This window comes from Leisingera sp. NJS204, from assembly GCF_004123675.1.
Taxonomy (GTDB): Bacteria; Pseudomonadota; Alphaproteobacteria; order Rhodobacterales; family Rhodobacteraceae; genus Leisingera.
Genome location: NZ_CP035417.1, coordinates 849922 through 869418 on the forward strand (window position 1 = coordinate 849922; position 19497 = coordinate 869418).

Consider the following 19497-nt stretch of genomic DNA (forward strand, 5'->3'; position numbering starts at 1 on the left):
CGTTCAGGCCTTAAAGGGTGCGGCAATTTAGCCTGCAGGTCGGGGAGGGGGTCAACCGCTTTTTGACCAAATGGTGCGGAATCCGCGCAACTGGCCTAAGGTAACGCTTTACGCATCAGGATCGCGTCCGCTGCGGCGGCACCCTGGCGGAGGTAGTAGCCCTTCCGGCGGCCGCACTCCGCGAATCCGCCGGCCCGGTACAGTGCCTGCGCCGGGGCATTGTCCTCGGCCACCTCAAGGAAGGCTTCGGCGGCCCCGCGATCCCGGACGGCTGATTCCCACTCGGCCATGCAGCGCCGCGCCAATCCCTGGCGCTGATGCGCGGGATCGGTGGCAATTGTCAGCAGTTCCGCCTCATCCGCAATTACCCGAACCAGGGCAAAACAGCGCGCATCACCGGCGGCGAAAACCAGCGGGCTGTCCAGCAGGGAGGCGAATTCAGCAGCGCGCCACGGGCGGGACCGGGTAAAGGCCGCGGCATGGGTCGCGGCCATCTTCTTTGGTGTCAGCGGTTCACTCATCAATCAGCGCAGGCGGAACATCACTGGACGGCGCCGCATCTGCAGCACGCAGGTACAGCGGTGCAGGCGGATCAGTCACGGTGCGGAACCGTGCAGCGGCAATGCGCGCAACAGCTTCGGCAATCCCTGCCGGGCTTGCCACGGGCGCAAAGGCCAGCCCGGCACCGCGGGCGGCATCTTCAGCCTCCTGGCGCGGCATCAGACGCGGTGCTTCGCCGGGCAAGGCGGCATAGACCTGATCGCGCGGAGCGGGCACGGCGGGCAGGGTGCCCTCGGCGGCGCGGGCCTCAAACCCATCGACGCCCACCGTCGGCACCTCCAGCCCCAGCGCCAGGCCGCGGGCGGCGGAAACGGCGATGCGGATGCCGGTGAAATTGCCGGGGCCGATGCCAACACCAATCGCATCCAGATCCTGCCAGACGGCGCCGCCTTCGGCCAGCACCTCCTCCAGCAGCAGCATCAGCCGCTCAGCCTGGCCGCGGGTCATTTCCTCAAGCCGGGAGGCCAGCACTGCGTCGCCGCGCAGCAAAGCGGCCGCACAATGCGCGGCCGATGTGTCAAAACCCAGAACCAGTGGTTCGGACGTCATGGTTTGTCCTTTCGCAGCCAATCAGACAGCAACCGGGCGCACCTCGGTGACTTCCGGGATGTAATGGCGCAGCAGGTTCTCGATGCCCATCTTCAGTGTCAGGGTCGAAGACGGGCAGCCGGCGCAGGCGCCCTGCATATGCAGATAGACCACACCGCGGTCAAAGCCGTGGAAGGTGATGTCGCCGCCGTCCTGGGCCACCGCCGGGCGCACGCGGCTGTCCAGCAGCTCCTTGATCTGGTTGACGATCTCTGCGTCCTCGCCGGAATGTTCGGCATGGCCCGAGGCCGGGTCGGCAGAGCCGTCCGCCATCACCGGCTGGCCGGACTGGTAATGTTCCATCACCGCGCCCAGGATGGCGGGTTTGATATGATCCCACTCAATGCTGTCCGCCTTGGTCACGGTCACAAAGTCGTTGCCGAAAAACACACCGGTCACGCCGTCTACCGCAAAGATACGGGAGGCCAGCGGCGATTTGCCAGCGGCATCAGCACTGGGGAAATCAGCGGTGCCTGCTTCCAGAACGGTCTGGCCCGGCAGGAATTTCAGCGTCGCCGGGTTGGGCGTGGATTCAGTCTGAATGAACATGTCGGGTCTCCGTTAAGCGTGCCCCCGATATGCGCTCTGCGGCCCGCCAAGTCAAGATTTGGAACTATTCTAAATCGTTCGGGCTGCGGCGTGATCCAAAGCCTGTTCCAGCCGGTCGTCGCCCCAGAACAGTTCTGTGCCGCTGGTGAAGCTGGGCGCGCCGAAAATGCCTGCGACACTGGCCGCTTCGGTCTGTGCGCGCAGTGCCGATTTGATTTCAGGCGATTGCGCGCGGTCCAGCAGGTTCGCATCCAGTCCAGCTTTGTGCAAACAGTCCAGCAGAATGGGTTCAGCGGAGATATCGGCCCCGTCGCCGAACTGGGCCAGATACACGGACTGGGCAAAGGCTTGGATCCGGTCCTGTTCCGATGCGGCCAGCGCCAGCCGTGCGGCCATCAGCCCGTTTTGCGGAAACGGATCCGGGTGGCAAAAGGGCAGGCCGCGGGCTGCGCAGATCCGCTGCATGTCGCGCCACATATAGCGCCCTTTGGCCGGATAGAGGTTGAACGGCGACGTGTCCCAGCCCTGGGCGGCAAAGATAGGACCCAGCAGAAACGGCCTCCAGATAACAGCAATGCCGCGCGCTTTGGCGGCGCTGCTGATCCTCATTGCGCTGAGATAGGAGTAGGTGGAGGCAAATTCGAACCAGAAAGCGACACTGCGTTCCATTGGCTTTGCCCCCCAAAAGACTGTCAGGTGATGGCTTCCAGCTTTTCTTTCGACAGATCGCCCGGCACAATCGTGATCGGCACCGGCAGGGCGCCGGATGTTTTGGTCAGCTGAGTGACCAGCGGTCCCGGTCCTTTGCGCCCGGTGCCGGCACCTAGAACAAGCACGCCGATTTCCGCGTCGTCCTCAATGTACTTCAGAATTTCGGGCACCGGTTCGCCTTCGCGGATCACCAGATCGGGGTCGACGCTTTGGCGGTCGCGCATCCATTTGGCAAAGACTTCGAAATGGGCGTGGATCCGCTCGCGCGCCTCTTCCCGCATCACTTCGCCGACACCGATCCAGTGGTTGAACTCGTCGGGCGGGATGACTGACAGGATGGTCACGCCCGCGCCGGTATGCGCTGCCCGCATCGCGGCAAAGCGCATTGCGTTCAGGCATTCGCGGCTGTCATCCAGGACCACTAGGAATTTGCGCATCTTCGCTCTCTCGTTGTTCCGCCGCGGATCATGAACCAAGCAGGCGCATCAGGCAATAGAGCCACAACTGCTTGGCCGTTGCGTTCATCTGGCTCTAGGCATACCGCCAGTCAGGCTTGAAGGGGCGCTCCCGCTCCCGCAGGATTTTCCGGCTGTGCCGGAACCCCCTTGGCGGCATTGGGCCGGGCGCCGCGCAGATGCGCGGCGCGGCACCGTGCGCAGGCACGGTGCAATGCCCAACCGCTTCACGGGCTTTTGCAAAAAAGGTCGCAGGCGGACGGGAGCCTCCGCCAGCAGCGGTGCGCGCAGAACGTTATCGCTGGCCGGACGCCCAGTCCCAGTACATTTCGCGTACCCGCTTGGCCACGGGGCCGATCTGATACTGGCACCCGTCAAAGGCGGTGACTGGGGTGATCTTGCTCATATTGCCGGAGAGACAGACCTCGTCGGCCTCTTCGAAGTCCTGATAGCCTAGCACGCACTCATGTACCTTGATACCGTCTGCGCGCATGTGGCCGATGTGGCGGGCACGGGTGATGCCGGCCAGAAACGTGCCGTTTGGGATCGGAGTGAACACCTCGCCATCGCACACCATGAAGACATTGCTGGTCGCGGTTTCCGCCGCATTGCCCATCGCATCCAGCGCCAGCGCATTGGAGGACCCTTTGCTGCGTGCCTCCCGCAGCATCCGGGCGTTGTTGGGGTACAGGCAGCCGGCCTTGGCATTCACCACCGCGTTTTCCAGGACGGGACGGCGGAAGCGGGTGCGGGTGAGCGTTGCCGCAGCAGCTCCCGGCGCCATCGCGATTTCCTCCAGACTGACCGCAAAGCAGGTGCTGTCCGCCTTGGGGGCGATCAGGGTTTCATCCCCGCCGGCCGCCTAGTACATGGGCCGGATTTAGACCGTAGCACCTGGCGCAAACGCCTCCAGCCCTTCGCGGACGACCTCCACCATCTGCTCTGCCGAAAGCGTTGGTGTTATCATCAGCGCCTGGGCCGAAGCATTGGTGCGGGCGCAGTGCAGGTCCAGATCCGGGGTCGCCCCGTCAAAGAGCCGGGCGCCGTCAAACACCGAAGATCCCAGCCACATCGCATGATCCTCGGCCCGCAACACCGCCAGGTTGCCATCATGCCATTTGCCTTCGAAACAAGTCCGGATGGTGCTGCCCGCGGCCATTTCATCGCTCTCGCTTCACGCGGCGAAACCCAGGCAAAGTTGGCGCGGCCGTTCAGGCAGGCTTGCGTTCCAGATGGCTGAAAGAGCGGCCTTGAGATGCGTAAGTGTCATGTTTTTCAGTGCTTTGTGCGGCGTTCGTCGCGGACCTGAGGTGGCGTCTTGCAGGTCAGTATTGCTGCCCATTTGTTTCGCGCGCGAAACATTCGGACAGTAATGCTGACCTGATCAGCTTTTACCTGTGCTGCCGGCAGGGTCCTGCGCGCCGCAAGGCGCTCCCGGCCCAACCGGGCAAGCGCATCTTGATGCGTGCAGGCCCGGACGGGAGTGCCTGGCTCCGGTTTGCTACGCAGCCGGTTTCAGCCCGGCCTTGTCAAGAATGGCCCCGGCGTCCTGCTGCCATCGGGCTTTCAGCCCGGCATTCGGGGTGCGGCGCAGCCCCATGGCCTTGAGCCCTTCGAACTTCTCCGAGGCCTCCTGGCCAAAGCTTGCGGCGACCCGCGGCCACCAGTAATCTGCCAGCTCCTGCAGGGCATCGGCACCTTGCGCCTCCACCAGCACCATCAGGCCTTCTTCGGCCAGTTCAGCATGGTGCGCCTCGACGGGCAGAATGGCGCGGAAGGCTTCGGCCAGCGGCTGGTAGGAGACATGGGACAGCTCCTCCAGCTGCAGTGCCACCGCACGGCCCATCAAGAGGTTCATCATCACCGCATCGGCCCAGCCTTCCAGCGGGTAGTTGAACACGGCAAGCCGCATGTCGTGCTTGGTCCGGCTCTGGCCGATATCCGCGCCGCGTTCCAGCCGGGCGGTCCAGGGGTGGTGGTCGGCATAACGCTCAATATCCGCGCCGAAGTCGCCCATGATGCGCAGGACTTTTTCGGCGCTGTCGTTTTTCTCCAGCACGATCCTGGCGGCGGCGATGCGCGCCTTGATGCCCGGACCTTCGTTGATGATGTCGGCAAAGCCGGCGGCCCCTGCCAGTTCGCTGTCGACAAAGGTTGCCATCATCTTCATCAGCTCGGCGCGGTAGCGCGGCGGCACGTTGGAAGGGTTGCTGAGCACGCCGCCCTGAGCCAAGTAGTTCTCAATACTCATGTCATCAGTCATGATCCGTTCTCCCTTGGGCAGGCGTTACTGGTCGTAATCGACCACGACGTTGTCAGTGACCGGATAGGCCTGGCAGGACAGCACATAGCCCTTCTCTACTTCGTAATCCTCCAACGCATGGTTGGCGACCATCTCGACCTCGCCCTCCAGCACCTTGCAGCGGCAGGTGGAGCAGACGCCGGCCTTGCAGGCGTAGGGCGCATCCATTGCGTTCTCCAGCGCTGCATCCAGCAGGGTCATGTCCTTGCCCATGTCGATGGTCTGGGTCGCGCCGTCCAGGGTAATCGCAGCCTTGGTCTGATTGGCGCTGCTGGCAGCATCACTTGCGGCGGCCTTGCGTTTGGCGCGGCCCGGCTGGGCAGAGGCGAACAGCTCAAACTTGATCTGGCTGTCGTCCAGACCGGCAGTGCGCAGCGCGGCGGCGATGCCCAGCATCATCGGTTCCGGGCCGCAGATGAAGGCGGTGCCGACCGATTTGATATCTATCCAACGCTCAAACAGCTGGGCGCATTTCTCCTCGGTCACCAGACCGGTGAACAGGTCGATCTCCTGGGCGTCCGTTTCCAGCACATGGATCACGTTGAAGCGGCCCATGTAGAGGTTTTTCAGATCCTCCAGCTCCTCGCGGAACATGATCGTGTTCACACCCTTGTTGGCGTAGACCAGTGTGAAGGAGGCGTTCGGCTCTGCCGCCAGCGTGGTCTTAAGGATCGACAGAACCGGGGTGATGCCGGAACCGCCGGCAAAGCCCAGATAGTGCTTCTCGGCCGCCTCATTAAGCGGGGTGAAGAAACTGCCCATCGGCGCCATCGCCTGCAGGGTGTCACCTGCTTGCAGATCAGTATTGGCCCAGGTTGAGAAGGCGCCGCCGTCGACGCGTTTGATGCCGACCTGCAGGATGCCTTCGTCACGGCCGGCACAGATCGAGTAGCTGCGGCGCAACTCCTCGCCGTCAAAGTCGCGCCGGAAGGTCAGATACTGGCCTTGGGTGAAATTGAACGTCTCCGCGGCGCCGCCTGCGGGCTTCAGGGTGACGACCACCGCATCGCGGATGGTTTTTCGGACGTCGGTGACTTCAAGGTCGTGAAAGCGCGCCATCAGGGTCTCCTCAGATGCACTTGAAATAATCAAAGGGTTCTAGGCAGTCCTGGCAGCGCCAGTGGGCCTTGCAGGGAGTCGAGCCGAACTGGCTGACTTTGGTGACTTCTGTACTGCCGCAGTTGGGGCATTTTTCCGGGCCGCCTGCGGCCTGGGGCGGGGCGATGCCGTAATCCTCCAGCTTGGCGCGGCCTTTCTCGGACAGCCAATCGGTGGTCCAGGCGGGGGATATTTGGGTCTTCAGTTTCAGATCGGTGATGCCGCGGTCCCGCAGGGCGGTTTCGATATCCAAGGCGATCACAGTAGTTGCCGGGCAGCCGGAGTAGGTCGGGGTGACGCTGACCACGAGGGTTTCCCCTTCCCAGGCCACATCGCGGATGATGCCCAGATCCACCAGCGAGATCACCGGGATTTCCGGATCCGGCACGGCGTCGAGCCACTCCCAGATCTGGTTGATGCTTGGCTGAGTTGTCACTTGGCTCATGCGGTTTATCCTTGCTATGCACCGCCCGGACGATAGGCCGGGCAGCCCCCGACCTCCCCCACGGGAGGGGGCTTCACCCCCACCCGAGGCCGGGGGGCGCCCTCAGTTCTTTGGCTGTGGCCTTACCACTTGGCGCCGGGATAGGCGCGCTGCAGCCATTGCATCTGGGTCAGCAGATGGCCCAGATGTTCCGTGTGCATGGCACCGGTGCGCCCGCCCTTGTGGGCGAAACGGCTGTCCGGGACGGCGAGCGTTGCGTCGCCCAGGATGCGGGAGACCAGCGCGTCATATTCCTCGCGCAGGGAGGCCGGATCGGGTGCGATGCCCGCTTTGACCATTTCGGCGTCCACATCGTCGGACTGGAACATCTCGCCCACATAAGGCCACAAATAGTCCAGCGCTTCCTGCATGCGCCGGTGGCTTTCCTCAGTACCGTCGCCCAGGCCCACCACGGTATCGGCGGAACGTTCCAGGTGATAGGCCACCTCTTTCGAAGCCTTCTCAGCAATCGCGGCAACGCGTTCGTCCGAGGATTTCATCAGCCGGCCCAGCTGGATCGAGTGCCAGGCGTCAAACAGGAACTGGCGCATCAGGGTGCGGCCGAAGTCGCCGTTCGGCACCTCCACCAGCAGCACGTTGCGGAAATCCCAGGCGTCACGCAGGAAGGCCAGGTCGTCGGCAGATTTGCCGTCACCTTGTACCTCAGCCGCGAGGCCGAGCCACATCTGGGTCTGGCCGATCATGTCCAGCGCGGTGTTGGCCAGTGCAATGTCTTCTTCCAGCACCGGCGCATGGCCGCACCATTCGCTGACCCGGTGGCCGAGGATCAGGGTGTTATCGCCCATCCGCAGCAGAAACTGGGTGAACGCCTCGTCCTTGTTAAGCGGGGCGGTCATTACATTGCCCCCACTTCTTCGGGGATGTCGAAGAAGGTCGGGTGGCGGTAGACCTTGGACTCGGACGGCTCATAAAGCGGGCCCTTGTCGCTGGGAGACGACGCGGCGATGTGGTTGGCTTCCACCACCCAGATCGACACGCCCTCATTGCGGCGGGTATAGACGTCGCGGGCGTTCTTGATCGCCATTTCGGCGTCCGGCGCGTGCAGGGAGCCGACGTGGCGGTGGCTCATCCCGTGCTGGCCGCGGATGAAGACTTCCCAGAGGGGCCATTCGTTTTTCATGTCTTAAATCCTCTTGGCTGAGGGGGCGCCGCCGCAGTGTTCAAGAACGGGCAGAGCGCCGGAATGCTTGGGGTTATTCGGCAGCGTGCTTTTGCGCGGCCTTCTTTTTAGCATGCGCCAACAGTCCGTCGCGGACCCAGGCGCCGTCGTCCCAGGCCTTGTTGCGGGCGGCAAGGCGATCCACGTTGCAGGGGCCGTTGCCCTTGATCACGTCAAAAAACTCGGACCAGTCCGGGTCGGTGTAGTCATAATGGCCGCGTTCCTCGTTCCACTTCAGGTCCGGGTCGGGGACGGTGAGGCCAAGGTATTCGGCCTGCGGCACAGTCTGGTCGACGAACTTCTGGCGCAGCTCGTCGTTGGTGTTCATCTTGATCTTCCAGGCCATCGACTGGGCGGAATGGACCGAGTCCTTGTCGGACGGTCCGAACATCATCAGCGACGGATACCAGAGGCGGTTCAGAGCATCCTGGGCCATTTTCTTTTGCGCCTGCGTGCCCTCGGCCATCTGGCGGATGGCGTCATAGCCCTGGCGCTGGTGGAAGCTTTCTTCCTTGCAGACGCGGATCATCGCGCGGGAATAGGGGCCGAAGGAGGTTCGCTGCAGCGGCACCTGGTTCATGATTGCGGCCCCATCGACCAGCCAGCCCACCGCGCCGATGTCGGCCCAGTTCAGTGTCGGATAGTTGAAGATCGAGGAATACTTCATGCGGCCGTCCAGCAGCATTTCGGTCATCTCGTCGCGGGACACGCCCAGCGTTTCCGCCGCACAATACAAGTACAGGCCATGCCCGGCCTCATCCTGCACCTTGGCCAGCAGGATCGCCTTGCGTTCCAGCGTCGGCGCGCGGGTGATCCAGTTGCCCTCGGGCAGCTGGCCGACGATTTCGGAATGCGCGTGCTGGCCGATCTGGCGGATCAGCGTCTTGCGGTAGCCTTCGGGCATCCAGTCCTTGGGCTCGATCTTCTCGCCCGCGTCGATGCGCGCCTGAAAGGCGGCCAGCTTTTCCGGATCGTCCTGGGTCGCTTCGGATTTGACCATCTGAGCATACATGTCTGGGACCTCCCTTGGGTTTGTTACACGCGTTCCAGGATCAGGGCGGTGCCCTGTCCGACGCCGACGCACATGGTGCAAAGCGCATAGCGCCCGCCGGTGCGTTGCAATTGATAGGCAGCGGTCAGCACCAGCCGGGCGCCGGACATGCCAAGCGGGTGGCCCAGTGCAATTGCACCGCCATTGGGATTAACATGGGGCGCGTCGTCGGCAACGCCAAGTTCGCGCAGCGTCGCAAGCCCCTGCGCGGCGAAGGCCTCGTTCAGTTCGATCACGTCCATCTGGTCGATGGTCAGGCCGGTGCGGGCCAGAACCTTGCGGGTGGCGGGCACCGGGCCGATGCCCATGATGCGCGGCTCAACCCCGGCAGCGGCCATGCCAACGATGCGGGCCATGGGCTTCAGGCCGTTTTTGGCAGCGGCAGCCTCATTCGCCATCAGGATCGCCGCAGCGCCGTCGTTGACGCCGGAGGCATTGCCGGCCGTCACAGTCTTGTCCGGTCCGTTGACGCCCTTCAGGCTTGACAGCTTTTCAGCCGAAGTGCCGGGGCGGGGGTGTTCGTCGGTGTCCACCACCAGCGGATCACCTTTGCGCTGGGGGATTGTCACCGGGGTGATCTCGCCGCTGAAAATGCCTGCCTCATGTGCTGCGGCCCAGCGGGCCTGGCTGCGGGCGGCAAATGCGTCCTGATCTTCGCGGGAAATGCCATAATCCGCCGCGACGTTGTCGGCAGTCTGCGGCATGGAATCGGTGCCGTACATCTCGTGCATCTTCTTGTTCACGAAGCGCCAGCCGATGGTGGTGTCATAAACCGCATTATCGCGGGTGAAGGCGGAGGTTGCCTTGGGCATCACAAAGGGCGCGCGGCTCATGCTTTCAACACCGCCGGCGATGGCCATGTCATAGTCGCCCGCCTTGATACCGCGCGACGCCATGCCGACCGCGTCCATGCCGGAGGCGCAAAGCCGGTTGATGGTGGTGCCGGGCACGGTGGCAGGCAGGCCTGCTAGCAGGGCGGCCATGCGGGCCACGTTGCGGTTGCTTTCGCCGGCCTGGTTGGCGTCGCCCAGGATCACGTCATCCAAGGAACCCCAGTCCGCATCCGGGTTGCGAGCCGCCAGGGCGGCAATCGGCAGAGCAGCAAGGTCATCGGTCCGCACCTGGCTCAGCGCGCCGCCGTAGCGGCCGATCGGGGTGCGGGTGGCATCGCAGATGAAAGCATCCATGGGTGTTCGCGTCTCCTGTGGCGGCGGCAGGGATAAGCCGACCGTTGGGTCGGTGATACGCTGGAAGATGATTCGCGGCAAGTTAAATGTAACGGAAAAATTCCAGGATCTGAAATTGTGTAACGAGTCTCGCAGATTTCAATCCTTCGCCGATACATGCGCTGTGATCCGGTTTTAAAAATCAATGCAGTGCAGGACGTCGTTGGGGCAGCGTCTGTCCTGAACCTGAAAATGAGTGAGGCCCGATTTCTTAAAGCCGCGGCTGAGATAGAAGGCGATGGCGCCTTTGTTTTCTGAGTTGGTGGCCAGCCACGGGGCGTCCCAGCCGTTGGTGCGGCACGCCTCGATCCCTGCAGCAAGCAGGGACTGTCCCAGGCCCTTACCCTGGTGCCGGGGCTGCACGTAAAGCGTGGAGATCTCAGTTTCTGAGCTGCTGCCGCCTGGGCACGGGTTGCCATGTGACACCCGGATGTAGCCGTCTATTCCTTCCCTGTTTTCTGAAACAAGCAGCGTTTCTGCAGGTTGGTTCACAAGATCAAGAAAGTGTTCGCGGGTGAATTGGCCAAGCGCATAGTCCGCAAAGATACTGCTGATGCCTTGGCGCAAATATGTGCCAATCCACACTTCGATGGAGAGCGCCGCCAGACAGGAGGCGTCTTCGCTCCGGGCTGCGCGGATGGTTCCGGGATCGGGTGTATCGTTCATGTTGTGTCTTGCCTCTGGAAAAACTGCGGGCAGGGAGTGCGCCGCGGGGGCTTGGCTGTTGAGGTAATTCATCCTCGCCATTTTGCTTCACGTGTTCAATAATCCCGGAACTTACCGGGAGGCGCCGATGAACATCCTCTACATCATGTTCGACCAGCTGCGGTTCGATTATCTAAGCTGCGCTGGCCATCCGCATCTGCACACGCCCCACATTGATGGGCTGGCGGCCAAGGGCGTGCGGTTCACCCGCGCCTATGTGCAATCGCCCACCTGCGGCTCGTCGCGGATGTCGAGCTATACCGGGCGCTACCCTTCCAGCCACGGGGTGCAGTTCAACAGCTACCCCTTGCGGGTGGGGGAGTGGACCATGGGCGACCACCTGCGCAAGGCGGGCATGGGCTGCCACCTGATCGGTAAGACGCATATGGTGGCGGACGCCGAAGGGATGCAGCGGCTGGGGCTGGCGCCGGACAGCGTGATCGGTGTGCGCCAGTCGGAATGCGGGTTCGACCCGTGGGTGCGGGATGACGGGCTGTGGGCGGAAGGGCCGGATGGATTCTATGACCAGAAACGCAGCCCTTATAATGAGTACCTGAAGGAAAAAGGCTACCCCGGCCAAAACCCCTGGAAAGACTTTGCCAATGCCGGCGCCGAAGGCAAGGAGATCGCCTCGGGCTGGTTCATGGCAAATGCGGATAAGCCTGCCAATATCGCCGAGGAAGACAGTGAAACCCCTTGGCTGACAACTCAGGCGATGGCGTTCATCGATCAGGCCGACGGCCCTTGGTGCGCGCATCTCAGCTATATCAAGCCGCATTGGCCCTATATCGTGCCGGCGCCGTATCACAATATGTACGGGGCGGAGCATGTGCAGCCAGCTGTGCGCTCGGACGCGGAACGCGACGCGGCGCATCCGGTGTTTGAGGGCATGATGAACAACCCGATCGGCAAGACCTTCAGCCGGGACGAGGTGCGAAACAAGGTGATCCCCGCCTATATGGGGCTGATCAAACAGGCCGACGACCAGATGGGCCGTTTGTTTGCCTGGCTGCAAGATACCGGCCGGATGCAGGACACGATGATTGTAGTGACCTCGGACCATGGCGATTATCTGGGCGATCATTGGCTGGGCGAAAAGAACCTGTTCCATGACCCCTCCATCAAGGTGCCGCTGGTCATCTATGACCCGTGCGCGGAGGCTGATGCTGCACGTGGAACAACCTGCGATGAACTGGTCGAGGCGATCGACCTGTTGCCGACTTTCCTGGAGGCGGCGGGCGGCGATCCGGCGCCGCATATCCTGGAGGGGCGCTCGCTGATGCCGTTCCTGCGCGGTGAAACCCCGGCCTGGCGGGGTTATGCAATTGCCGAGTTCGACTATTCCACCATGCCGCTGTGCGAAAAGCTGGGGCTGGAGCCCAAGGATGCGCGGCTGTTCATGGTGGCGGACAAGCGCTGGAAGTTCATGCATGCCGAAGGCGGGCTGCGGCCGATGCTGTTCGACATGGAATGCGACCCGGAAGAACTTGTGGATCTGGCCAAGGGTGACGCGCATCAGGAGGTCATTGATCTGATGTATGACCGGCTGCTGGAATGGGGCCTCAGGATGTCGCAGCGGATCACCCTGTCGGATGCGCAGATCAAGGCGCGCCGGGGCAAGTCAGGGCGCAAGGGCATCCTTCTGGGGGTCTATGAGGCGGATGAGGCGGCGCCGGAGCTGACAGAGAAATACCGCGGGCCGGTGCCGCAATAACCGCCCCGGGCTTTTCATCTTTGCACAAATACTCCGGGGGAGCCCGCAGGGCGGGGGCAGGCCCCCCCTTTGCGCGTTGCCTTGCAAGGAACGCAGGCATAAATAGGCCGCAAACGCATCAAGGGCGGCGCAATGGCAGGTCAGACAGAGCAGGTTCTGAACGCAATCCTTCAGGACATCGAGGCGGGTCGGCTGGTGCCCGGCGCGCCGCTGGAGGAGAGCGAGCTGGTGGACCGTCACGGTGTTTCCCGCACGCCGGTGCGGGAGGCCTTTATCCAGCTGGAAGCAATCGGGCTGATCAAACGGCTGCCGCGCAAGGGGGCGGTGCTGTTCAAGCCGACGCTGGAGGAGTTTCTGGCAATTCTGGAAGTCCATGCCCGGCTGGAGGGCCAGGCGGCGGCACTGGCGGCACGGCGGCTGTCTCCGGTCCAGGCCAGGGAGCTGGAGGCGGCGGTTGCGGCATGTGAAAAGCATGCAGCGGAAAAGGGCGACGGTGATCCGGCGGGCTATTACCAGCTGAACCTGCGGTTTCATGCCTGTGTGGCCGAAGGGTCGGGCAACCCCTTTCTGGTCGAGATGATCAAGACCAATGCGCGCAAACTGATGGCCTATTACCGGGCGCGCTACCGTTATCCCGGCGCCATTGCCCAATCCGCCAAGGAACACCGGGAGATTGCTGTGCTGATCACTGCCCATGACCGTGAGGAAGCAGAGGCGGCGATGATATCCCATGTTCAATTCGATCAGGTCACGGTGATGGATCTGCTGGCCGCGCTGGGCTGAGACTGCGGTGAACGGGGCCTTGCGGCCCTGTGCCTCCCCTCTCGGCGGCAAAGCCGGCTGCCGGGCAGCGGGAGGGGGTATTTTTAACCAGAAAGAAGCTGCAGGGTCAGGGTTGCAGGGCCTGCTCGAAGAAGCGGGCGAGGCTTTCGGCAAAGGCTTGCTGGTCTGAGCACCCGGCTAGGCTGTCCAGCGCGCGGGCGTATGCTTCGGGGCCGAGGGTCTGCTGCATTTCTTTGGTCAGCGCGGTAATGAAGTCATGCGTCATTTCCGGGTGGTGCTGGGTTGTAAAGATATGGCTACCCAGGGTGAAGCCTGTGTTGCCACCGCCGCTTGCGCTGAATGCGGCGGCACCCATTGGCAGCTTGCGGACGCATTCGCAGTGGGAGCCGTAAAGCTTCACCTCATCCGGCAACGGTGCAGCCCAGTCCGGGCGGTTCAGCAATTTGTTGCGGGTCAGCCCGTGCACCCAGCCGTCAGGGTTGAGATCCAGGCCGCCGCCAAGGGCCAGCGCGATGGCCTGATGGCCGAAGCAGGCGCCGAACAGCGGGAATTTCCGGGCATGGGCGTCGCGGATCAAGTCCAGCAGCTGTACCACCCAAGGCGTGCCGGAGCGGACCGAGGCCGGGCTGCCGGTGATCATGGCGCCGTCGAATTCAAACAGATCCTGCGGGAAATCTCCGTCTTTCACGGCAAACACCGAAGTACGCCAGCCTGGCCGGGCTATCCGGATCAGATCGGTGAACTTTTCCCCGTCCTTTGGATGCCTTTGGGCAAATTCGCTATCGTCGGTGTTGGTCATCAGGATGGCCAAGTGCATGAGAGTGCTCGCAAGATTATCATTTACATATTTACGATCATTATTAATATACATACGTAAGCAAGCTAGGGAAGCCCGCAATGACAGTTTGGACCCCCACCGATGACGGCTATGCGGATCTGAGCAGCCATGATGCCTTTGCCGATGGTGCGCCGCACAATACCTTTGCGCGGCTGCGGCGCGAGGATCCGCTGCACTGGACCGAATATGCAGGTGGTGCGAATTTCTGGTCGGTCACCCGCTATGAAGACATCACGGTGATGAACAAGAACACCGAAGTGTTTTCCTCTGCCCGCGGGATCCGGATGGAGGATCAGTCCTACGAGGAATACCTGGCGCGGCGCACCTTTCAGGAAACCGATCCGCCGGATCATTCCAAGGTGCGGATGAAGCTGCTGAAGGCGTTCTCAAAAACCACCATGGCGCAGTATGAACAGGATATCCGCGGCCTTTGTGCGGAGATTCTGGATCAGGCGCTGGCCAAGGGGGAGTTCGACGCCACCAAGGAGATTGCCCGGCAGCTGCCGATGCGGATGCTGGGCCGGGTGGTGGGCCTGCCGGAGGCGGACCTGCCGTGGCTGGTGGAAAAGGGCGATGCGCTGATTGCCAATACCGATCCGGATTTCACCTCGCATGTGCTGGACAAGATGCAGACGGATGAGTTCCGGATGATGCCCTTCAATTCCCCCGCCGGAGCGGAGTTGTACGTCTATGCCAAAGAGCTGATGGAGGCGAAAGCGCGCAAGGGGGATACATCCGGCGTGCTGAACCTGATCCTGGAGCCGGCCAAGGATGGTTCGGTCATTACTGAAACCGAGTTCCGCAATTTCTTCTGCCTGCTGGTCGCAGCGGGCAATGACACCACCCGCTATTCGATTGCCGCCGGGATCCAGGCGATGTGCCATCAGCCGGAGCTGCTGGCGCAGATGCAGGCGGGCGGCGCGGTATGGGAGACCGCGGCAGATGAGATCATCCGCTGGGCCACGCCTGCGCTGTATTTCCGCCGCACCGCGACGCGGGATGTGGAGATGCATGGCAAGACCATCCGGCAAGGCGACAAGGTGCTGTATTGGTTTGCTTCGGCGAACCGGGATGAAGGGTATTTCGAAGATCCATTTCACGTGAATCTGCACCGCAACCCGAACCGCCATTTGTCGTTTGGCCAGTTCGGCCCGCATGTCTGCCTGGGTATGTGGCTGGCGCGGCTGGAGGTGACGGTGCTGTTCCAGGAATTGGCCAAACGGATCACCCATATCGAGGCGGCGGGGCCGCACAAGTTCCTGCGCTCGAACTTTGTCGGCGGAATCAAGACGCTGCCGGTACGGGTGAAGGCTGCCTAGCAAATGGGCTGTAGCACAGGAAAGACTCCGCAAAAACCGCTAAATATGTTAAGTAACACGGTACGGGAAGCGATGCGAAGACTGACCAACAGCGAAGGACCTTGAGCCATGAAGACCCGCCTGCGCGCGATGTTTTGCGATCACCTCAGCATCATGCGGGGGAAATACCTGCCGAATTCCAAGATCGGCGATGACTCGACCCGGTTCTGCCGGTCGGTGTTTGGCACCCATTACGACAGGGACCTGCTGGATGCGCCGGGCGCGATGGTGAAACAGGGCCTGCCGGACATGGAGCTGAAATGGCTGCATGACGATATCCGCGACAGCTGGCATGCCTCGACCAAGGTGGTGCTGGGGGATTTGTATGATGATGAGGGTCAACCGCTGCCGCTGTGCCCGCGCTGGGCGCTGAAGCGGGCGGTCGCGGATTGGCAGAAGCATGGGCTGAAACCGAAGGTTGGGATCGAGCTGGAGGCCTTTGCCCTGCAGGCGGATGATCGCGGGCGGCTGATGCCCTATGATGCGCCGGGCGGGGTGGTTTACGGTACCGGGCCGTTTGCCGATCCGTTGCGGTTCAATGACCGGATCTGGGCGATGGCGGATGACATGGGGTTTTCGCTCGACATGATCACCGCCGAATTCGACAGTCCGCAGTTCGAATACACGCTGACCTTTGATGACGCGGTGAAGGCTGTGGATGACATTGTACTGTTCCGGCTGATGGCGCGGGAAGTGGCGCTGGAATACGGCATTGTCCTGACCTTTATGCCGAAACCAGTGGCTGAGGCCGGCGGTTCGGGCATGCATATCAACTTCTCTTTTAATGATGAGGCGGGCGGCAATGCGCTGTCTGCGGGGCCGCGGGGCGGACCGGAGCATATGAATGACCTGGCGCGCCGCTGCCTGGCGGGGCTGTTGCATCACCACAAGGGGCTGGCGGGGCTGATTGCGCCAACCGCCAACAGCTATATGCGGCTGCAGCCGGGATCGCTGTCAGGGTATTGGAGGAACTGGGGCGGCGATCATCGCAATGTGACCACGCGGATCAGCTCCGAGGGCGGCGCTAAAGCGCGGCTGGAGCACCGGATGGCGGATGCTTCGGCCAATCCCTATACTGCGGTGGCGGCTGTGCTTCATGCTGCACGGTTGGGGGTGGAGAACAGCCATCAGCTGCCGCCGATGGAAACTGGTGACGGCTTTGACCGGACTGACGCACGCGACGGCACGGCGGCTGATCTGAAAGGGGCCGTGAGTGATCTGGAGAAGGACACCGTTCTGGCAGAGGCTGTCGGGCCGGAACTGGTCGCCAACCACGTCTTCATGAAACGCAAGGAAGTGCGCAAGACCCGTGACCTGGAAGGCGACGGCATGCGTGATTTCTACGTGCATTTTATCTGATATTCGCGAAAGGGCTCCCTGCAAGGGACATGGAAACGGGCGCGGCTGCGGCAGCTGCGCCCGTTTCCGTATCACGCCACCGCGCCGCGTCAGCGGCGCTGCCGAAGGCGCGGGCCCGAAGCAGATGCTTCGGGCCCGCCATGGTATCCGGTGGCGCCGCTGGCGCGGCGCGGTGGCGTCCGGCGCGGGTGTCAGTTCACCGCCGCCAGGCCTGCGTCCAGGGCAGAGAGGATGGTTGCCGCCTCGGCCGCGCTCAGCACCAGCGGCGGGGAGAGGATGATGTTGGGGCCGGAGACCCGCACCATCGCGCCGGCCTTATAGGCGGCTTCCTGCAGTATGCCGGTGGTTTTCTTGTCAGCCGGCGCCTTGGTGGTGCGGTCAGCGACCAGCTCCAGCGCGCTCATCAACCCATGGCCGCCGCGGACATCGCCGATCAGCTCGTATTTCTGCTGCAGCTCCAGCAAACCCCGGTGGAGCTGAGTGCCGCGGGCGGCGGCATTTTCGGGCACGTTCAGGCGCAGGGTTTCTTCTAGGCAAGCCAGCGCTGCTGCAGCGCCTACGGGATGGCCGGAGTAAGTGTAGCCGTGGCCGATGGCGGCATTGCCGGTGGTGTCCCTCTCGAAGACTTCCGTCATGTGATCGGCGATCATCACGGCACCAAAGGGGAAGTAACCATTGGTGATCGCCTTGGCCGTCGCCATCATGTCGGGCTGCACGCCCCAGTGGCGCGAACCGGTCCAGGATCCGGTGCGGCCGAAGGCGGTAATGACTTCATCTGCGATCAGCAGGATGCCGTTTCGCGAACAGATCTCGCGCACGCCCGGCATAAAGCTGGAATGCGGCGGGATCACCCCGCCGGCGCCCAGGACCGGCTCCATGATGAAGGCCGCGATGGTGCCGGCGCCCTGGAAAGCAATCTCATCCTCCAGCGCCTGCAGGCAGAGCTGGGAGAGGCGTTCGGGGTCGGTCTCATTGAACGGATTGCGGTATGTATAGGGTGCGGGGAGCTGGAAGCAGCCGGGCAGCAACGGTTCGTACTGGGTGCGGAAATTTGCATTTCCGTTCACCGAGGCGCCGCCCATGTGGGTGCCGTGATAGCCCTTTTTCAGGCTCAGGAACTTTGTGCGCCCGGCCTCGCCGCGGATTTTGTGGTACTGGCGGGCCAGCCGCAAGGCGGTCTCGACCGAATCCGAGCCGCCGGATGTGAAGAAGGCGCGGGTGAGGCCATCGGGGGCGAAGAACTTGCGCAGTTCCTCGGCCAGCTGGATTACCTGGTCATTGGTGGTGCCGCGGAAGGTGGAGTAATAAGGCAGCACGTCCAGCTGCGCAGCAATCGCGTCCTTGACCGGCTGGCAGGAGAAACCAAGGTTCACGTTCCACAGGCCGCCGACCGCATCCACTACCTCATGCCCGTCGATATCGGTGATCTTCACCCCTTGGGCGGAGGTGATGATGGCAGGCGGGTTGGCCAGGCTGTCGCCGGGATGCGCCATCGGGTGCCAGAGGGATCTGGCGTTGTGCTCTTTCAGAAAGTTGGAGTCTTTCATGGGGTCAGCTCCTGGATGCGGCCCGCGCCGGGGCCGGAGAGGGGAAATCAGGCGGTGCGTTGCTGCGGAAAATCCGCAGGCGGCGAGCCGCCGATGCGATGGGTGAGAGTGACGCCCGCGCGGCGCAGAGCTGCGAGAATCCGTTGTTTTTGTTCCGGGGTCATGCGGGAAACCGGCGCGGCCACAGCGAGCGCGCCGATCACCTGGCGGTCGGGGCCAAAGACCGGCACCGCGTGGGAATGCACATCCGCCTCGAACCCGCCGATGGATTGGGCCATTCCGGTGCTGCGGACTTCTGCCAGCTGGGTGCGGATCTCCTGCGGATCGGTGATCGTGTCACATGTGTGGGCCTGCAACGGCTGCGCCAGTGCCGCGTCAGCAAAGCAGGGGTCGGCATAGGCCAGCACCGCCATGCCGGAACTGGTGCCGTGAAAGGTCAGCACTTCGGCGTCCTCCATCATCACTTTGGTTGCGTGGCGCGGGGAATAAGCATGCGACAGCGAATTCAGCTGGCTCCCCTGCAATAGCGACAGGTGGGTGGTTTCGCCGGTCTCGTCGCTCAGATCGCGCAGCACACGGCGCGAGACCGAAAGTATCGGAACCGCCGCCTCGCGCAGGGCAGCCAGGCGCAGAACCTGTGGCCCAAGCCGGTACATGCGGTCGCCATCGGTCTGTTCGACGAAACCTGATTCCTGCAGCTCGCTCATCAGCCGGAAGACAGTGGCCTTGTTCATGCCGGACAGGCGAGTGAGGTCGCTGAGCCCGATTCCGGTCCGGCCGTGATTGAAATATGTCAGTAATGACAAGGCTTTGGATACCGTTCCCATGGGCCTGTCCGTTCTCCCTGTTTGGTCTTGGCAGGTGGTGCCTTTGGAAAAAGACGCACCTTTGATGCAATTTTGTTGACAGATAAGCGGACTGCCTGTCAATCTAAATTCAAACCAACGGTTCGAATAATGAACCATCGGCGGAGGCCGGTAAGGAAACT

General features: G+C 62.6%; 20 protein-coding genes and 1 pseudogene. 4 read left to right on the plus strand and 17 right to left on the minus strand.

From position 1 onward, the window contains the following. Positions 1–95: 95 nt before the first annotated feature. The 14 genes and pseudogenes from ETW24_RS04310 to ETW24_RS04375 all read right to left on the minus strand — a co-directional run bounded on the left by ETW24_RS04310 (position 96) and on the right by ETW24_RS04375 (position 10871). Entirely contained in the window at positions 96–521 is a 426-nt protein-coding gene (locus ETW24_RS04310; RefSeq protein ID WP_237455265.1) for a GNAT family N-acetyltransferase, read from the minus strand. Then, entirely contained in the window at positions 514–1110 is a 597-nt protein-coding gene (tsaB, locus tag ETW24_RS04315; RefSeq protein ID WP_129369916.1) for a tRNA (adenosine(37)-N6)-threonylcarbamoyltransferase complex dimerization subunit type 1 TsaB, read from the minus strand. The genes ETW24_RS04310 and tsaB overlap by 8 nt, the downstream gene beginning before the upstream one ends. A gap of 21 nt (positions 1111–1131) precedes the next feature. Beyond that, entirely contained in the window at positions 1132–1698 is a 567-nt protein-coding gene (locus ETW24_RS04320; protein WP_129369917.1) for a NifU family protein, read from the minus strand. 69 nt (positions 1699–1767) lie between these two features. Beyond that, on the minus strand, positions 1768–2367 hold the full coding sequence (locus tag ETW24_RS04325) for a 2-hydroxychromene-2-carboxylate isomerase (RefSeq protein ID WP_129369918.1): 600 nt from the start codon (positions 2365–2367) through the stop codon (positions 1768–1770). A gap of 23 nt (positions 2368–2390) precedes the next feature. Beyond that, positions 2391–2846 carry a universal stress protein gene (locus tag ETW24_RS04330; RefSeq protein WP_129369919.1) on the minus strand — a complete coding sequence of 152 codons (456 nt, stop codon included), beginning with the start codon at positions 2844–2846 and terminating at the stop codon, positions 2391–2393. A gap of 313 nt (positions 2847–3159) precedes the next feature. After that, positions 3160–4023: pseudogene (locus ETW24_RS04335) on the minus strand (branched-chain amino acid aminotransferase). A gap of 342 nt (positions 4024–4365) precedes the next feature. Continuing rightward, positions 4366–5127, minus strand: a complete 762-nt coding sequence (locus ETW24_RS04340; protein ID WP_129369920.1) for a Phenylacetic acid catabolic protein — start codon at positions 5125–5127, stop codon at positions 4366–4368. Positions 5128–5151: 24 nt separating this feature from the next. Beyond that, positions 5152–6225, minus strand: a complete 1074-nt coding sequence (locus ETW24_RS04345) for a 2Fe-2S iron-sulfur cluster-binding protein (RefSeq protein ID WP_129369921.1) — start codon at positions 6223–6225, stop codon at positions 5152–5154. Between the two features lie 10 nt (positions 6226–6235). After that, positions 6236–6709 (minus strand): 1,2-phenylacetyl-CoA epoxidase subunit PaaD, encoded by a 474-nt coding sequence (paaD, locus tag ETW24_RS04350; protein ID WP_129369922.1) that lies wholly within the window; start codon positions 6707–6709, stop codon positions 6236–6238. 122 nt (positions 6710–6831) lie between these two features. Next, the gene (gene paaC, locus ETW24_RS04355; RefSeq protein ID WP_129369923.1) at positions 6832–7605 is read right to left on the minus strand and encodes a 1,2-phenylacetyl-CoA epoxidase subunit PaaC; all 774 of its coding nucleotides are present in this window, start codon (positions 7603–7605) and stop codon (positions 6832–6834) included. Next, positions 7605–7889, minus strand: coding sequence for a 1,2-phenylacetyl-CoA epoxidase subunit PaaB (gene paaB, locus ETW24_RS04360; protein WP_014879084.1), 285 nt, complete (start codon positions 7887–7889; stop codon positions 7605–7607). The genes paaC and paaB overlap by 1 nt, the downstream gene beginning before the upstream one ends. Before the next feature lie 73 nt (positions 7890–7962). After that, positions 7963–8940: a 1,2-phenylacetyl-CoA epoxidase subunit PaaA gene (paaA, locus tag ETW24_RS04365; RefSeq protein WP_129369924.1), complete on the minus strand. Its 978-nt coding sequence runs from the start codon at positions 8938–8940 to the stop codon at positions 7963–7965. Between the two features lie 23 nt (positions 8941–8963). Further along, positions 8964–10166, minus strand: coding sequence for a 3-oxoadipyl-CoA thiolase (gene pcaF / locus ETW24_RS04370; protein WP_129369925.1), 1203 nt, complete (start codon positions 10164–10166; stop codon positions 8964–8966). Between the two features lie 174 nt (positions 10167–10340). After that, positions 10341–10871, minus strand: coding sequence for a GNAT family N-acetyltransferase (locus ETW24_RS04375; RefSeq protein WP_129369926.1), 531 nt, complete (start codon positions 10869–10871; stop codon positions 10341–10343). Between the two features lie 127 nt (positions 10872–10998). Here ETW24_RS04375 and ETW24_RS04380 point away from each other — a divergent pair, with 127 nt between their 5' ends. Both ETW24_RS04380 and ETW24_RS04385 read left to right on the plus strand, forming a co-directional pair. After that, the gene (locus ETW24_RS04380) at positions 10999–12624 is read left to right on the plus strand and encodes a sulfatase-like hydrolase/transferase (protein WP_129369927.1); all 1626 of its coding nucleotides are present in this window, start codon (positions 10999–11001) and stop codon (positions 12622–12624) included. Positions 12625–12756: 132 nt separating this feature from the next. Beyond that, positions 12757–13407: a GntR family transcriptional regulator gene (locus tag ETW24_RS04385; RefSeq protein ID WP_129369928.1), complete on the plus strand. Its 651-nt coding sequence runs from the start codon at positions 12757–12759 to the stop codon at positions 13405–13407. A gap of 106 nt (positions 13408–13513) precedes the next feature. On the opposite strand, the gene ETW24_RS04390 is transcribed toward ETW24_RS04385, so the two are convergent. Beyond that, positions 13514–14224 (minus strand): type 1 glutamine amidotransferase, encoded by a 711-nt coding sequence (locus tag ETW24_RS04390; protein ID WP_129369929.1) that lies wholly within the window; start codon positions 14222–14224, stop codon positions 13514–13516. An 80-nt stretch (positions 14225–14304) separates the two neighbouring features. Here ETW24_RS04390 and ETW24_RS04395 point away from each other — a divergent pair, with 80 nt between their 5' ends. Together ETW24_RS04395 and ETW24_RS04400 are read left to right on the plus strand one after the other, a co-directional pair. Beyond that, complete coding sequence (locus ETW24_RS04395) at positions 14305–15564, plus strand: cytochrome P450 (RefSeq protein ID WP_129369930.1); 1260 nt, start codon at positions 14305–14307, stop codon at positions 15562–15564. A gap of 108 nt (positions 15565–15672) precedes the next feature. Then, complete coding sequence (locus tag ETW24_RS04400) at positions 15673–16962, plus strand: glutamine synthetase family protein (protein ID WP_129369931.1); 1290 nt, start codon at positions 15673–15675, stop codon at positions 16960–16962. A gap of 191 nt (positions 16963–17153) precedes the next feature. On the opposite strand, the gene ETW24_RS04405 is transcribed toward ETW24_RS04400, so the two are convergent. Both ETW24_RS04405 and ETW24_RS04410 read right to left on the minus strand, forming a co-directional pair. Beyond that, the gene (locus ETW24_RS04405) at positions 17154–18509 is read right to left on the minus strand and encodes an aspartate aminotransferase family protein (RefSeq protein ID WP_129369932.1); all 1356 of its coding nucleotides are present in this window, start codon (positions 18507–18509) and stop codon (positions 17154–17156) included. A 47-nt stretch (positions 18510–18556) separates the two neighbouring features. Next, entirely contained in the window at positions 18557–19336 is a 780-nt protein-coding gene (locus ETW24_RS04410; protein WP_129369933.1) for an IclR family transcriptional regulator, read from the minus strand. Between the last annotated feature and the right edge of the window lie 161 nt (positions 19337–19497).

Coding starts and splice junctions, on each gene's coding strand:
- ETW24_RS04310 (WP_237455265.1), bottom strand. CDS start 521: ATGAGTGAACCGCTGACACCAAAGAAGATGGCCGCGACCCATGCCGCG.
- tsaB (WP_129369916.1), bottom strand. CDS start 1,110: ATGACGTCCGAACCACTGGTTCTGGGTTTTGACACATCGGCCGCGCAT.
- ETW24_RS04320 (WP_129369917.1), bottom strand. CDS start 1,698: ATGTTCATTCAGACTGAATCCACGCCCAACCCGGCGACGCTGAAATTC.
- ETW24_RS04325 (WP_129369918.1), bottom strand. CDS start 2,367: ATGGAACGCAGTGTCGCTTTCTGGTTCGAATTTGCCTCCACCTACTCC.
- ETW24_RS04330 (WP_129369919.1), bottom strand. CDS start 2,846: ATGCGCAAATTCCTAGTGGTCCTGGATGACAGCCGCGAATGCCTGAAC.
- ETW24_RS04340 (WP_129369920.1), bottom strand. CDS start 5,127: ATGACTGATGACATGAGTATTGAGAACTACTTGGCTCAGGGCGGCGTG.
- ETW24_RS04345 (WP_129369921.1), bottom strand. CDS start 6,225: ATGGCGCGCTTTCACGACCTTGAAGTCACCGACGTCCGAAAAACCATC.
- paaD (WP_129369922.1), bottom strand. CDS start 6,709: ATGAGCCAAGTGACAACTCAGCCAAGCATCAACCAGATCTGGGAGTGG.
- paaC (WP_129369923.1), bottom strand. CDS start 7,605: ATGACCGCCCCGCTTAACAAGGACGAGGCGTTCACCCAGTTTCTGCTG.
- paaB (WP_014879084.1), bottom strand. CDS start 7,889: ATGAAAAACGAATGGCCCCTCTGGGAAGTCTTCATCCGCGGCCAGCAC.
- paaA (WP_129369924.1), bottom strand. CDS start 8,940: ATGTATGCTCAGATGGTCAAATCCGAAGCGACCCAGGACGATCCGGAA.
- pcaF (WP_129369925.1), bottom strand. CDS start 10,166: ATGGATGCTTTCATCTGCGATGCCACCCGCACCCCGATCGGCCGCTAC.
- ETW24_RS04375 (WP_129369926.1), bottom strand. CDS start 10,871: ATGAACGATACACCCGATCCCGGAACCATCCGCGCAGCCCGGAGCGAA.
- ETW24_RS04380 (WP_129369927.1), top strand. CDS start 10,999: ATGAACATCCTCTACATCATGTTCGACCAGCTGCGGTTCGATTATCTA.
- ETW24_RS04385 (WP_129369928.1), top strand. CDS start 12,757: ATGGCAGGTCAGACAGAGCAGGTTCTGAACGCAATCCTTCAGGACATC.
- ETW24_RS04390 (WP_129369929.1), bottom strand. CDS start 14,224: ATGCACTTGGCCATCCTGATGACCAACACCGACGATAGCGAATTTGCC.
- ETW24_RS04395 (WP_129369930.1), top strand. CDS start 14,305: ATGACAGTTTGGACCCCCACCGATGACGGCTATGCGGATCTGAGCAGC.
- ETW24_RS04400 (WP_129369931.1), top strand. CDS start 15,673: ATGAAGACCCGCCTGCGCGCGATGTTTTGCGATCACCTCAGCATCATG.
- ETW24_RS04405 (WP_129369932.1), bottom strand. CDS start 18,509: ATGAAAGACTCCAACTTTCTGAAAGAGCACAACGCCAGATCCCTCTGG.
- ETW24_RS04410 (WP_129369933.1), bottom strand. CDS start 19,336: ATGGGAACGGTATCCAAAGCCTTGTCATTACTGACATATTTCAATCAC.